The sequence below is a fragment of the Pseudoalteromonas sp. PPB1 genome (assembly GCF_015356275.1).
GTDB classification, from domain to species: domain Bacteria; phylum Pseudomonadota; class Gammaproteobacteria; order Enterobacterales; family Alteromonadaceae; genus Pseudoalteromonas; species Pseudoalteromonas rubra_D.
Map to the genome: position 1 here is coordinate 56,730 of NZ_JACEQV010000005.1, position 14,027 is coordinate 70,756.

8 protein-coding genes are annotated in these 14,027 nt (G+C 49.4%); all 8 read left to right on the forward strand.

Annotation, left to right across the window (positions count from 1 at the left end):
* Positions 1-40: 40 nt before the first annotated feature.
* Positions 41-421 carry a hypothetical protein gene (locus IY568_RS06620; protein ID WP_138537946.1) on the forward strand — a complete coding sequence of 127 codons (381 nt, stop codon included), beginning with the start codon at positions 41-43 and terminating at the stop codon, positions 419-421.
* 114 nt (positions 422-535) lie between these two features.
* On the forward strand, positions 536-1,903 hold the full coding sequence (locus IY568_RS06625) for a leucyl aminopeptidase family protein (protein WP_194867135.1): 1,368 nt from the start codon (positions 536-538) through the stop codon (positions 1,901-1,903).
* 152 nt (positions 1,904-2,055) lie between these two features.
* The gene (locus IY568_RS06630; RefSeq protein ID WP_194867220.1) at positions 2,056-3,171 is read left to right on the forward strand and encodes a sensor histidine kinase; all 1,116 of its coding nucleotides are present in this window, start codon (positions 2,056-2,058) and stop codon (positions 3,169-3,171) included.
* A 2-nt stretch (positions 3,172-3,173) separates the two neighbouring features.
* The gene (locus IY568_RS06635; protein ID WP_228553169.1) at positions 3,174-4,007 is read left to right on the forward strand and encodes a LytR/AlgR family response regulator transcription factor; all 834 of its coding nucleotides are present in this window, start codon (positions 3,174-3,176) and stop codon (positions 4,005-4,007) included.
* Positions 4,008-4,447: 440 nt separating this feature from the next.
* Positions 4,448-7,108: a glycoside hydrolase family 16 protein gene (locus tag IY568_RS06640; RefSeq protein WP_194867136.1), complete on the forward strand. Its 2,661-nt coding sequence runs from the start codon at positions 4,448-4,450 to the stop codon at positions 7,106-7,108.
* 62 nt (positions 7,109-7,170) lie between these two features.
* Positions 7,171-10,128: a TonB-dependent receptor gene (locus IY568_RS06645; protein WP_194867137.1), complete on the forward strand. Its 2,958-nt coding sequence runs from the start codon at positions 7,171-7,173 to the stop codon at positions 10,126-10,128.
* Between the two features lie 71 nt (positions 10,129-10,199).
* Positions 10,200-11,447, forward strand: coding sequence for a sugar MFS transporter (locus IY568_RS06650; protein WP_194867138.1), 1,248 nt, complete (start codon positions 10,200-10,202; stop codon positions 11,445-11,447).
* Positions 11,383-13,995: a glycoside hydrolase family 3 protein gene (locus tag IY568_RS06655; protein WP_416365157.1), complete on the forward strand. Its 2,613-nt coding sequence runs from the start codon at positions 11,383-11,385 to the stop codon at positions 13,993-13,995. Before IY568_RS06650 ends, IY568_RS06655 begins: the two co-directional genes overlap by 65 nt.
* Positions 13,996-14,027: the final 32 nt, after the last annotated feature.

Below are 14,027 nucleotides of genomic sequence, written 5' to 3' on the forward strand. Positions count from 1 at the left end.
CTGCTAATATTGGGGATACTAAGATTTCCCAAGAATGTTAATGCGATTAATTAAAGTAGTACACAAAGCACCCATTCGAGTTGCAAGGATCAGTAAGAAGCGTCAACAAATAAAGCTCCGACGTGCTTTGGTTGGTTTGAAAATAGCATTGGCTCAGGAAAAGCAAGAAACCCGAGAGATGTTGGACATATACAAGCGATACCCTCAGGGCGGAGTGTCTAAGCAAGAGTTGGCGGCGGCAAATCATCAGTTTTTTGATATTTTAAAGGGCCTGGGCCTTGGGGTATTTGCTTTATTACCTTTTGCGCCTATTACCATTCCGCTGATTGTTAAGCTCGGCCAGTGGTTAGGGGTTGATGTGCTACCCAGCTCATTCTCATTAGGTAAAAAGCCTAAAAACTCTAACAAATCAGCCGATTAAGAGTCAGCAGATAACTGTTCCTAGTTTATTACTGTGCTTTGTGCATCCAGTGAGTGAAATATTTTTCCCACCTTGGTATTCTCTTGTCAGGTTTATGTAATTCAAGAGGCACGTATGAGTAATTTACTTGTTCACTCATCACAAGGAATACCGGTACATTTCATAAAGGAAGACCAGCTTAGCGAATGGCTAGAGGAAAATGCGCCACAAGCCAAGAGCATCACGCTGGCCACCAGACAGAAAGCACAAAAAACTTTATTGATCCCAGACGTTCAAAGCGGCGACATTCAGGCCGTACTCAGTCTGGTCGATTCACTGGATGATATGTGGCTGGCTGGTGATTTACCTGCTCAGTTACCGCAAGGCACCTATCAGCTGCAGGGTGATGAGGCATTTGTTGAACAGGCTGCGCTTGGTTACCTGCTAGGTGCATACACATTTGATGCATACAAGAAAGCATCTGCACCGAGCGCGAAGCTGGCGATTGAATCAGAGACTATGTTGAAAAAATTGCAGGATCAAGCTGATGCCATCTACTTGGTCAGAGATTTGGTCAACACGCCAGCGGCGGACATGATGCCGCAACACATGGCTGAAATCTGCACAGAGATGGCGGCGCAATTTGGTGCACAGTTTACTCAAATCGTCGGTGATGAATTACTGGAACATAACTATCCAACGATTCATATGGTTGGCAGAGCAAGTGAAAACAAGCCACGCCTGCTAGATTTGAGCTGGGGTGATGAACACGCTCCCAAGCTGACTTTGGTCGGTAAAGGTGTCTGTTTTGACTCGGGTGGCTTAGATCTCAAACCAGCTTCCGGCATGCGCAACATGAAAAAAGACATGGGTGGTGCTGCTCACGTGTTGGGTCTTGCTCATATGATTATGGCGGCTGGATTGCCTGTTCGTCTGCGGGTATTGATCCCGGCAGTTGAGAATGCTGTGTCGCGCAATGCATTTCGTCCGGGTGATGTGATCCAGACGCGTAAGGGTCTGACAGTTGAAATTGACAACACGGATGCCGAAGGTCGTCTGGTATTGTGTGACGCACTGGCAGAAGCACAGGCAGATGGTCCTGATCTGTTGATTGATTTCGCCACTTTGACGGGTGCATGCCGGATAGCGCTGGGAACTGAGTTGCCGGGCTTCTATAGCACAGATCAGGAAGTGGCCAATGGTATGATTGCTCAAGGTAATGCGCTTCAGGATCCAATCTGGCAACTGCCTTTGTTCGATCAATATAAGGCTCTGTTTAAGAGCGACGTTGCAGATATGGCAAACTGTGGTTCTACGCCATTTGGTGGTTCAATCACCGCTGCATTGTATCTGAAAGAGTTTGTAGAACCTGAACAGACTCCTTGGGTGCACTTTGATGTGATGGCGTGGAACATACGCGCCTTGCCTGGCCGACCTGTTGGCGGTGAAGGGCTTGGCCTCAGAGCGACGTTTGCGTATCTTGAGCAGCGTTACGCGTCGTAATTTGCTCTGACAAATGTCAAAGTGATGAAAGGGCCATTATGGCCCTTTTTTCGTGTTTCTAAATAGGGAAATCTGACGGGCTCGGTTGCTATAATTTTAAAAAGTCTTAGAGTATCGGAGGTTAGGCCTTTATTCTGAGTACCATTTTGTCTGTGTTTTCACCTCAACAATCTGAACTGGCACCGCTTGAACCTGAATCATCAGCATTGCCACATTTGTCGAAACAGTTTTGGAGCTTGCAAATTGCCGGATGGCTCGGCTATGCGGCTGTGGTGTTTCTGGCAATCATTCAGCCTCAGTTTGACGCGCCCGGTTTCAACCTGCCCGGACAGATCATAAACCTGGGGGTCGAAAGCCTTAGCGGCTTTATGCTCTCCCTGTTGCAGTGGCTCTTTATTCGAAAAATCATTCATCAGCCTTTGCAGCGCACCCTGGTTATCAGTTTTCTCTTTGCAGCCTTGCTGGGACTCATTTATAACATCATTAAGCTCGCCAGCTATAAAGTTATCGTCCATGATCAACGCTGGAACGAGGCCTGGACCATGCTGGAGTTTGGTGGCTGGTTGCTGTTTTCTTTGACCACTATGTTTGTCTGGACCTCGATATTTTTTATCATGCTGTATAACAGTCGGCTACAAAAAGAGCATGAACGTTTGTTAAGAGCGCAGACCCAGGCAAAGGATGCACAGTTACAGATGCTGCGTTATCAGCTTAATCCGCACTTTATGTTTAATACGATGAATGCCATATCAACGCTGATCCTGAAACAGGATAACGACGCGGCATCAGAAATGCTCGATAAGCTGTGTGACTTTTTCCGTCACTCACTCGAGGCCACGCAAGGCAGCAGAATCCCGTTAAAAGAAGAAATTCAGTTGATTGAATTGTATCTGGCGATAGAAAAAGTCCGTTTTGGACACCGCCTGTCGGTGCGCTATGAGATTGAACCGCAAACGCTGAGGGCATTGGTGCCGAACATGCTATGCCAACCTGTAGTTGAGAATGCCATTAAGTATGCTATTGAGCCAAGTAAACAGGGAGGAGAGGTTACCATCTCGGCAAAGCAGCATTTACAGCAACTCATTATAGAAATTTCAGACTGCGGCACTGGCTCGGATGAGGGCGCCGATAAAGGGTTTGGCATAGGACTAAACAATGCTAAAACCAGACTGGATGTGATGTATAACGGTGATTTCACCGTGTCTTTGAATAAAAATACAGCCGGGGGGAATACCGTGACCTTAGTGCTACCATACGAGGTTGAATGACCATGACAAAACCACTGAGCGCCATCATAGTGGACGATGAACCCCTTGCATTGGAGGGGCTGAGTCTCAGACTGGCTAAAATCCCTGAAATAGAAGTGATTGGTCAGGCCGAAAATGGCGATGATGCGATCCGTTTGTGCCATGAATTGAGTCCGGACGTGCTGTTTTTGGACTTACAGTTGCCCGGGCTTAATGGCATTGAAGTGGTTCAGGCGATACAGGCCGATGTCTTGCCTATGGTGGTTTTTGTCAGTGCTTATAGTGATTACGCCCTCGAAGCCTTTGAGCTTAATGCCATTGACTATGTTTTGAAGCCCGCGAACCTGGGTCGGTTGCAAAAAACGGTGACCCGGATCCTGGAGCGTCGACAGCCTCGTCAGGCCGAGCAGGAAAAATACCGCCTGTTGCAGGCACTGACAAAGACTTCTGGGTTGGATGTGGCTGAGTTAGAGTCCTGGCTGGAAACGGGCAGCCCGTTACCAGCCAGGCAGGACAGAGAGCTGGTTATTAAAAACAGCGATAATGAGCAGGTCTTTGTTCCGATGGACACAATCCGCTGGATTGATGCTGCCGGCGATTACATGTGCGTGCACACTGAGTCAGAAACTCATGTCCTGCGCATTACCATGAAAAAGTTACAGACTTTGCTGGATGAAACCCTGTTTGCCCGGATCCACAAGTCGACCATAGTTAACTTAAGTTATGTCACTGCGATTAAACCCATGCGGAATAACGAGAGTCTGGTGACGCTTAAAGGCCAGGTTGAACTCAAAGTAAGTCGCAACTATAGTCAGGCATTACATCAATTTGTTGCTAAAAAGAAAACGTTGAGCTAGTTGCTTCGCGTTAGTAAAAGCAAGAAATATCAGTGGGGCGCCAGAAGTATTACCTCTTCTGGTGCAACGACTATAAGGTTTGGTGCAATATGTATGTACCCGATACCCTCCAAAAGCCAAGAAAAACAAAAGGCTAACCTTTCATCTTATTTTTGTATCGTCTTGTCGTGCACTATTGTGGCCCACGTACTTGTGTCGCAACAGTCGCTCGTGATGGCGCGTTTCCATTGTAACATTCAGGTTAATTTAACAGGATAGCCTCAGGAGCAGACCGAATTGGTCTCCGATTCGCTGCTCATTCTTTGTAGTACGGACATTGCAACTGGCTGCACCTGGGTGCGATTGATTGCAAATAACAACTACAGCGGCTCTGTGCCAGACTGTAAAAAGAACAGGTCCGCGCTACACAACAATCGGTTCGATTAGTTGGAACACACATTATGATAAAAGTTGCAAAATCCTTCACCAGTCTTGGTGTCTTGCTTGCGATAGCTGGTTTAACTGGCTGTGGCGGCGACGCTAAAACCAACACTGATCTGAGCAAAACGGATCCTCAGACACCGGTCTCTGACTGGCAACTCGTCTGGCAAGATGAGTTTGATGAGACACAAATCAATACTCAAAACTGGACGCACGAAGTGAACTGCCTGGGTGGCGGAAATGAAGAACGTCAATGCTACACCGATGATGCAGTCAATTCGTATGTTAGCGATGGAACACTGAAAATAGTTGCGCTTCGCGCTGCGGAAGATGCTGAACAGCCCTATACATCTGCGCGCCTTATTACAAAACACAAAGCGGATTTTAAATATGGTCGCTTTGAAATGCGGGCGAAACTTCCCAGCGGGCAGGGCAGCTGGCCGGCATTTTGGATGCTGCCAACCGATGAAGTCTATGGTGGCTGGCCTAAATCAGGCGAGATTGACATAGTTGAAGCGGTGAACCTTAAAGCACAAGATGCGGATGGCATGCCTGAGGCCCATGTCTACGGGACCTTACATTATGGCAAGGATTGGCCTGACAACGTTCACTCTGGTAAAGCGCATAGCTTACCGGATGGTGTGAACCCTGCCGATGACTTTCATACTTATGCGGTGGAATGGCAAGAGGGAGAGATACGCTGGTATGTTGATGATTATCTTTATGCCACGCAGCGACAGTCTGAGCCCCTGTATGACAGTAACGGCAACGTATTTAGTCTGAAACACCGGGGGTGGTTTGCCGAGTATCATGATCAGGGCAGCGGTGAGCTGGTAACACACTGGGACAGTGCACCGTTTGATCAAAACTTTTATCTTATCCTGAACCTGGCTGTTGGTGGCAATTGGCCTGAAGCGGTTAATGAAACGGGCGTCGATGCTGATGCCTTTGCAAACGGGCAAACGTTCGAAGTGGATTATGTCCGGGTCTATCAATGTCAGCAAAACCCGCAAACAGGAAAAGGCTGCGAAACGATCCGCGCCGGATGGGATTCACCGGATGATGCACTGGTTGAAGGTAAAGCGCCCAGCCCACCGCCGCCCGCGACTTCAGGAGATAGTCTGCAGATCTTTGACGGTGAGCTCAATAAAGACTGGCCGGCATGGGATTGCTGTGGAGGCAGTGTGCCGGCTTTAGTCGAAAATGACACAGCTGGCACGGCGGTAGAGTTTAGCGTGGGCAGTGAGCCTACGGTCAATGGATTTATTTCTCGAGACCCGATGGCGTCTGATGCCGGCGGTAGTCCCAGCCCATTTGATGCCTCTTCGTTGATTGAGTCCGGCGTGGTGCGTTTCGATTTGAAAGTGACTTCTGCGCCTGTGAATACTGAGGCGCTCTGGATGTTAAAAATAGAAAGCGCAAACGGAGAAAAAGCGGTTGAACTTACTTTGTCTGAAAGCGCAGAAGGGGTACTACCGGCGGTTGGACAATGGCAAACCTTTACTTTTTCGCTGCAGATGTTGGCTGAGCAAGGGCTGGACATCAGTAGTATTGATGCATTGCTTATTTTCCCGGCATGGGGCAGTGGCGAAGGCGCAGTTTATCGCGTCACAGATGTTGCGATTGTGACACCAGATACAACCACTGCATTGGTGGTGTTTGAAGAGAGCGAAAATCCTGCCTGGCCAATGTGGGATTGCTGTGGCGGTTCGTTACCTACGGTTGAGCTGGACGATGATACGCACGGCAATGTTGCAGAGTTTGTGATAGGTGATACAGCAACAGTGATGGGCTTTATTTCCCGACAAGAGTTTATTTCAGCCGAAGGGGTTAGCGCGGCACCATTTGATGCCTCCTCTATCCTATCCAACGGCGTGATTGAGTTTGATATGAAGGTGGTGAGTGCACCACAAGACGCCACTGCAGCCTGGTTCTTCAAAGCTGAATCAGTGGGCGCGGAAAGTGCTGCTGAACTGACCCTGGATAAGAGTATCCAGCAAACAGCTCCCGAAGTCGGCCAGTGGCAAACCTATACATTTACTTTAACGGACCTGGTGGCAGCTGGCCTGGACATCAGTGCGATTGACGTTTTGATGGTTTTTCCCAGCTGGGGCCTGGGCGCGGGCGCGGTATACCGTATAGATAACGTGAAAATTTACGATCCGAATCAGGCGGATGACTTTGTTGGTGAAGTGCTATTTGCCGATAACGTTAAAGCCAAATGGTCGCTGTGGGATTGTTGTGGTGGCTCTACCCCTACGCTTGAAAATGATGATATGACTCAGGGCATGGTAGCGGAATTTAAAGTTGGCGCCGAGCCTACTGTGATGGGGCTGTTTGCTGAAGACGGCCATTATCTTGATGCATCACCCTATCTGGAAAAGGGCTCGGTTCAGTTTGATCTTAAAGTAGTGACAGCGCCCAATGATAGCAGTGCGCCCTGGAAGTTTAAGATAGAAGCGCTGGATGCCAGTTTTGCACTGGAGCTTAATCTGGCCGACAGTCTGGAGGCTGTGGCGCCTCAGGTTGGCCAGTGGCAGACCTATACTTTCCCACTTCAGACACTGCAGGATGGTGGGGTGAATGTTAGCGGCATTGACATCATCATGGTTTACCCAGCCTGGGGGCAGGGTGAAGGAGCTGTATACCGGCTCGATAATGTGATGATCACAGCGCAATAAAACCAAACCGATGGCGTGGCATTGCCACGCCCAGACAGCGAAAATTATTCAAGCAGGTCATTATGAATACAGTAAATTATAAACTCTCACATGTCGCGATTCTGATCGGTGCGGTGCTTGGTACTTCAATGGTACAGGCTGAGGAAGCTGAGCCGCAGGTTGCTGAGGAAACGCCCGAAGTCATAGAAATTCGTGGCATCAAGGGCAGTTTGATCCGCTCTATGAACGTCAAACGAGATATGTCTGGCGTGGTGGATGCGATTTCAGCAGAAGAAATGGGTAAATTTCCCGACACCAACCTGGCAGAGTCTTTACAGCGCATTACCGGTGTGGCAGTGAGTCGCAGCAATGGTGAAGGCAGTCAGATCACCGTACGTGGCTTCGGCCCGGACTTTAATCTGGTAACACTCAATGGCAGACAAATGCCAGGAACGGGTAATAGCCGTTCTTATAATTTTGAAAACCTGTCATCCGATGGGGTTTCGGCGCTCGAAGTTTATAAAACAGCGCGTGCTGACAATCCGACAGGCGGGTTAGGTGCGACGGTGAATATTGTTACTGCTCGCCCTCTCGACAGTGGTGCTGAGAAAATGTCGTTTTCAGCGAAAGCAATCCACGATTCTTCAAATGTCGCAGGCGATGACGTTACGCCAGAGATCTCAGCCTTGTACTCCAATGCATTTTTGGATGACACAGTCGGGTTTGGCTTTACCATTAACCACCATCGCCGCGATTTTCAACAGCAAAGTGCCAATATCCAGGGGTGGCAGGCGAATGTCGATTTACCAACTAACCTTGAAGCAGACAGCGTCACAGACAATCGCCCTGTAAACGATCAAGGGGTGCCCGCAGGTGATTATTTTTTCCCTCGGGATATGAACTATCAAATAAGTGATTTACAGCGCGAGCGAACCAACGGTCAGGTTGTTTTCCAGTATGCGCCCACTGATGACATTGTAATGACGCTGGATTATACCGGGACTAAGACTGTTACCGGTAAGAATGCGATTTCCTGGGGTATGTGGAACGACTACGGCGGTAATATCAACGGCTATGAACTGGATGAGAACGGCACCGTTGTGTATGCTGATATCAGCGGTAACGACGGGTCTTTCAGTGCCTCACGTTCAACTACTGAAGTGAAAGAGCGCTCAGTCGGCTTTAATATTCAATGGCAAGCCAGTGATGCTCTGAGTCTGAGTCTGGACTATCACGATTCTCAAAGCGAAACCGACAATGGTGCAGACGCCGGCCTGGGTAGTGAAGGCACGCTGGTACTGGGCTCAGATCAGTTAACGACCAAGCGCTACGATTTTCGCAGCGGTGAGATCCCGCACGCTGAAATTCTGTGGCGAAATGGCACCAATGAGCTGGCAGCCAGTGAAATCGACTCTCACTTTAGCCAGTTTGTACACTCTCCGGGCAAAGCAACCGTCGAACAGTTACAGCTCGATGGTGTCTGGGAAAATCTGAGTGACCGTTGGGCTCTGGTGAACATAAAATTTGGTGTGGCTCGCACAGAGCAGGAAATGAGCGGATCGAATGCCTGGAGTGGCCTGATAGGTGGGTTCCTGTTTAATCCTGCCTGGCCGGAATTATTCCCCGATGGCATGTTTACCCAACATGATACCAGTGACTTTTTAAATGCATTTGACGGTGGCGGCAGTGCGTTACAGCCACACTATTACTATACCTTTGACTTCGATGAGGTTGCCGCTCGCTCTGAAGCCTTTTTGACCAATGAATTACTCGGTGGCAATGATTATTTTGCGACTACGGCGTATCACGACATGGGGACCTTATCGCGAGAAAGCGTGACGGAGGAAACCAGCAGTATTTACTTGTCAAGTTTTTGGGAATTTGAGGTTGCCAATTATCCGGTACAGATAAACGCAGGTGTTCGCTACGAGCAAACCGATGTAACCAGCAACACCTTCCAGCCTACGCCTACTGCTGTCTGGTGGAAAGGCGGCAGTGAGTGGCATACCCAGTATTTACCTGATGGCGATGCCTTCTTTACCGTGGAAGGCGAACATGATGTGGTTCTGCCTATGGTGGACTTACGCGTGGATGTGACTGATGAGCTGGTTGCTCGAATGTCCTGGGGCAAAACCATTTCGCGGGCACCACTGGGAGATCTGGTTGGCGGGCGGAGTCTGTCAAATAGCCCTAAAATTGGCTCTCGCAATGCCAGCGAAGGCAATACCAACTTACAACCATTTGAGTCGACTAACTTTGACCTCAGCCTCGAGTATTATTACGCCGAGGGCAGTTACGCAGCCATTGGTTACTTCGATAAGTCGGTGAAAAACTTCATTGGCAGTCAGATAAACTCAACGACTGTTGAAGGCTTTAACGACATCTATCAGGGACCCAGATGGTTGCAAGCCGTTGCCGATATTGAAAGCCGGGGTGAGCAGGCCACGAATGATGCCATTTTTGCCCAGATGCAGGCCAATGGCGCAACCCTCAATGAGCAGGGGTATATTACGCCAAACGCCGATGACCCTTTGATAGTGTGGGATTTTACACGGCCATTCAATGCGCCCGATACCAAGTCAGTTGATGGCTTTGAAGTGGCTGTGCAGCACCTGTTCGGCGAAACCGGATTTGGCGTCGGGGTGAACGCGACATTTGTAAATGGTGATGTGGAGTTCGATGTTGCCAGTCTGGAGCAACAAACCCCGCTTACCGGGCTCAGTGACTCGGCAAACTTTCAGGTGTTTTATGAGCTTGACGGACTGTCTGTGAAGCTGACATATGCCTGGCGTGATGAGTATCTGATCGGAGTCGGCCAGGATCAGGGATCTTCCGACAACCCGCCGCAATTTGCCAAGGCCTTTGGTCAATGGGATATGAGCGTCAACTACGATATGACAGAGCAGCTGACGGTGTTCTTCGAGGGCGTGAACCTCAATGATGAAACCGAGCAAGGCTTTGGTCGTTATGAGCGTCAATTCCTGTTCGCCCGCCAATACGGCCCCAGGTATGCACTGGGCTTCCGATATAAGTTTAATTAATTCTAAACCCGCTCTGGTTTTTGCGTTAAGCAGGACCAGAGCCTGCTGGTAATATTTTTTGGAAATTCATTATGGCTAGTTCATCCGTGATACTGGATACCAAGCATGAGTCGCAATCCGCTCAGGCGCACAGATTTGCGCTGTTTACGCTGACGACTCTGTTTTTTATGTGGGGCTTTATTACCTGCTTAAATGACATTTTAATCCCTTATCTCAAAGGGGCTTTCGATTTAACTTATACACAGGCTATGTTGGTGCAGTTTTGCTTCTTCGGTGCCTATTTTATCGTTTCTGTGCCAGCCGGTATGTTGGTTGGCAGGATTGGCTTCAAAAAAGGCATCATCACTGGCCTGAGTGTCGCAAGCATTGGGTGTTTGTTGTTTTATCCGGCCGCTGAGCTCGGTGTTTATGGGTTATTTTTAGGCGCGTTGTTTGTATTGGCTTCTGGTATTACCGTGTTACAGGTTTCCGCCAACCCTTTTGTAAGTGCGCTCGGGCATGCCAGGACAGCTTCGTCGCGCCTGACTATGACACAGGCATTTAATTCGCTTGGCACTACGGTTGCGCCATTTTTTGGTGCCTGGCTTATTTTCTCAGGCAGCAGCGAGCCGGCACATGCTGATGCTTCTGCGGTGCAATTTCCTTATCTGATGATAGCGGCCACCCTTGCGATACTGGCCATTGTCTTTGCCTTTATCAAACTGCCATCACTGGGTGTACAGTCGCAAGGTGCACCGTCATTAAAAAAAGCACTGCAATATAAACACCTTAAGCTTGGGGCCGTGGCGATTTTTCTCTATGTCGGGGCAGAAGTGGCGATTGGCAGTTTTTTAGTGAATTTCTTACACGACCCTCGTATTGCCGGCCTTAATGAAGCACAGGCAGCACAGCTTATCGCCTATTACTGGGGCGGGGCTATGGTCGGACGTTTCATTGGTGCACTGGTGATGCAAAAAATCGCAGCAGGTAAAGTGCTGGCATTCAATGCGGTTATGGTCATTGTGCTGTTGTGCGTCGCTGTCGTGACCGAAGGCCGTGTGGCGATGTGGTCTGTATTGGCCGTCGGCCTGTTCAATTCAATTATGTTTCCAACCATTTTCAGCCTGGCAATCGACAAGCTGGGCGAGAGCGCCAGCCATGGTGCTGGCGTGTTATGTCTTGCGATTGTGGGCGGTGCCATTATTCCTTTGCTACAGGGGATGTTAGCTGATGCATCTGGCGTACAGTTGTCGTTCCTGCTACCGGCATTGTGTTATGTATTTATCGGTTATTTTGGGCTCAAAGGACACCGACCTGTATTGCTACCTACGGAGAAGTAAAGTGAAGAAAACAACAACCAAGATTTCACTCAGCGTACTAGCTGCCGGTATCTTAACCGCATGTGGCGCCGGGCAACCATCGCCGGTAGTTAAGCAAGGGCTTGATATCTGGCCCAAAATTCACTCTGAGGTGGCCCGGGACCCTGAAATTGAGCGCCAGGTTTCGGTACTACTTAGCAAGATGACGTTGGAGCAGAAAGTGGCGCAGATGATCCAGCCGGAGATCCGTGACATTACGGTAGCAGATATGCGGCGCTACGGGTTTGGCTCTTATCTCAATGGTGGCGGAGCATTTCCCGGGAACAACAAGCATGCCAGTGTTAAAGACTGGGTTGATCTGGCAGAAGCTATGTATCAGGCATCCGTAGATGACTCATTAGATGGTATTGATATTCCTACTATGTGGGGGACCGATGCGGTCCATGGTCACAACAACGTGATCGGGGCAACCTTGTTTCCTCATAACATTGGACTGGGGGCGGCCAATAATCCCAAACTGATTGAACAAATTGCCCAGGCAACGGCAAAAGAAGTGATGGCCACGGGCATTGATTGGGTCTTCGCGCCCACAGTGGCAACAGTACGTGATGATCGCTGGGGTCGTACTTATGAAGGCTATTCGGAAGATCCCGAGATAGTGAAAGCATACGCCGCAGCCATTGTACATGGCTTGCAGGGGCATGCCAGCGAGGACTTTTTGGGCGATGACCGGGTCATCAGTACCGTGAAGCATTTCTTGGGTGATGGCGGCACCGTGAAAGGCGACGATCAGGGTAACAATGTCGACTCTGAGCAGGCGCTGTTTGATATTCATGCTCAGGGTTATGTGGGCGGTCTCACGGCAGGGGCACAATCGGTGATGGCCTCATTTAACAGCTGGCAGGGCGAGAAGATACACGGACATCAATATCTGCTGACCGACGTGCTGAAAAACAAAATGGGGTTTGATGGTTTTGTGGTGGGCGACTGGAATGGCCATGGGCAAATACCCGGTTGCAGTAATGACAATTGCCCTCAGGCTGTGAATGCGGGCCTGGACGTCTACATGGTGCCTACCGATGCCTGGAAACCTCTGCTTGAGAACACCATTGCACAGGTCAGAGCGGGCATCATTCCTATGTCGCGCATAGATGATGCTGTCAGTCGTATTTTGCGGGTGAAGCTTCGCGCAGGCTTGTTTGATAAGCCCAGCCCGGCACAGCGTCCACATGCTAACAATACACAATTGATAGGTCACGAAGCACACCGGGATATTGCGCGCCAGGCGGTGCGTGAGTCATTGGTTTTGCTTAAAAACAATCAACAGTTATTACCGCTTGCACCCAATCAGCGCATTTTGATAGCCGGTGATGCTGCCAACAACATTGGTAAACAATCAGGGGGCTGGACTATCACCTGGCAGGGTACCAATAATCAGAACTCGGATTTTCCAGGTGGTCAGTCTATATACGACGGATTTGCCCGGCAGATAACCCAGGCGGGAGGTCAGGTTGAGCTCAGCGAAAATGGCCAGTATAAAACCAAGCCTGACGTGGCCATTGTGGTATTTGGTGAAGAGCCATATGCCGAAGGGCATGGTGATCGGGAAACCTTGATTTATCAGCATGGTAGTAAGCGAGACCTGGCTCTGTTAAAGTCACTGAAAGCGCAAGGTATTCCTGTGGTCTCTGTGTTTATCAGTGGCAGGCCTATGTGGGTTAACCCGGAGCTCAACGCCAGTGATGCCTTTGTGGCCGCCTGGCTGCCTGGCTCGCAGGGCGAAGCCGTTGCCGATGTTTTGCTGAAAAACAGCGAGGGCAAGATACAGTATGATTTCACTGGTCGTCTGTCTTTCTCCTGGCCAGCCCATCCAAGTAAGCCGGTTAATCGTTTCGACCAGGATTATGCGCCTTTGCTTCCTTACGGTTTTGGTTTGAGTTATGGCATGTCCTCAACGCTGAGCAACAGTTTACCTGAGGAGACAGGTGCCGCGCTGAATACCTCAGATGTGTATGAGGTTTTCAACGGTAAAACTCAGCAACCCTGGCAGTTGAGGCTGTTCTCAGGTAAGCAAAATCTTGCTGTTACCGCAAGCAGTATGACGCTGTCTAGTCTGAGTTACAGAACCATAGATAAGGAAATCCAGGAAGATGCCTTTCGGCTTGACTGGCAGGGCATGAAAGCAGGTGTTCAGTTTGTCAGTGGCAATGGCTTCAGAGAAGATCTGGCTCGTTACCAGGCTGGGGGTGGTGTGCTCAGTATGACCGTAAAACGTGGTAACACGGTTGCAGACCAGGCATTTGTTGGTATGCACTGTGAAAGTGAAGGAGATATGCCAGGAAGCTGTCGGGCTCAGGTTGATATTGGCGCTGAGCTGAACAAGCTGGAAGCACAGCAGTGGCAAGTGCTGAGTATAGACTTACAATGCTTTGCCAGCCAGGGCGTGAAGTTTGATCAAATGGTGATGCCATTTGAACTGTCTGCCACTGGCAGTATGAGCTTGTCGTTTAGTGATATCAGTATAATTCCGGCAGGTGATAAGCAGGCTACACTCCAATGTCAGGATTAAAACTTGGCTTAACATGGTTCAGGCACCGTAAG

Excerpts from the sequence above, each read along its gene's own strand:
- IY568_RS06620 (WP_138537946.1), top strand. The coding sequence starts at position 41 with ATGCGATTAATTAAAGTAGTACACAAAGCACCCATTCGAGTTGCAAGG.
- IY568_RS06655 (WP_416365157.1), top strand. The coding sequence starts at position 11,383 with ATGTATTTATCGGTTATTTTGGGCTCAAAGGACACCGACCTGTATTGC.
- IY568_RS06640 (WP_194867136.1), top strand. The coding sequence starts at position 4,448 with ATGATAAAAGTTGCAAAATCCTTCACCAGTCTTGGTGTCTTGCTTGCG.
- IY568_RS06625 (WP_194867135.1), top strand. The coding sequence starts at position 536 with ATGAGTAATTTACTTGTTCACTCATCACAAGGAATACCGGTACATTTC.
- IY568_RS06650 (WP_194867138.1), top strand. The coding sequence starts at position 10,200 with ATGGCTAGTTCATCCGTGATACTGGATACCAAGCATGAGTCGCAATCC.
- IY568_RS06635 (WP_228553169.1), top strand. The coding sequence starts at position 3,174 with ATGACAAAACCACTGAGCGCCATCATAGTGGACGATGAACCCCTTGCA.
- IY568_RS06645 (WP_194867137.1), top strand. The coding sequence starts at position 7,171 with ATGAATACAGTAAATTATAAACTCTCACATGTCGCGATTCTGATCGGT.